This window comes from Xanthomonas sp. A1809 (genome assembly GCF_017746015.1).
In the GTDB taxonomy this organism is placed as follows: Bacteria; Pseudomonadota; Gammaproteobacteria; order Xanthomonadales; family Xanthomonadaceae; genus Xanthomonas; species Xanthomonas euvesicatoria.
In genome coordinates this window covers 1-600 of record NZ_JAGHWZ010000062.1, presented here as the reverse complement: position 1 = coordinate 600, position 600 = coordinate 1, and the positions used below count along the sequence as shown (strand labels likewise).

Below are 600 nucleotides of genomic sequence, written 5' to 3'. Positions count from 1 at the left end.
TGCATTTGACATTGAACTTAGCAAGCCGGAAGTGCGCGGGATTGCTTTAACGGAGCAGCAGTCACTTGCAGGCGGTAACCTACTCGAGATCTCAGGATTACGGCTTGCCAAGCCTGATGGAAGTGCGCTCGCCGCCCCAGGCGACCTTGTTTTCCGTGCGGGCGAGCGCTGGCTGGTCCGTGGCGAGTCTGGCGTGGGTAAAAGCATGATGGTGCGTGCCATTGCAGGATTGTGGCCGCACGGATCAGGAAGCGTGCACTTTAGCGCTCAAGCGCGCTCACGTACTCTATTTCTGCCACAGAAGAGTTACGTCCCCACAGGCACGCTGATCGATGCGCTGTCCTATCCCGCTCCTCATGGCACCTTCTCGCACGTCCAGTGCGAGCAAGTGCTGCGCTGGGTGCACCTCGAGGCACTCACCGAAAAGCTGGACACCGAAGCAGTCTGGCAGCAGCAACTTTCTCCTGGTGAGCAGCAACGCCTTGCCTTCGCGCGCGTATTCCTGCACGCACCAGAGGTCATTTTACTTGATGAAGCAACGAGCGCTCTCGACCCGGCGAATGAAAAACGCCTCTACACACTTCTCGACGAGAAGCTGCC

General features: G+C 58.3%; 1 protein-coding gene. It reads left to right on the top strand.

All coding sequences use genetic code 11. From position 1 onward, the window contains the following. On the top strand, positions 1-600 hold a 600-nt coding region (locus tag J7396_RS22400; RefSeq protein ID WP_209262187.1), incomplete at both ends, for an ATP-binding cassette domain-containing protein.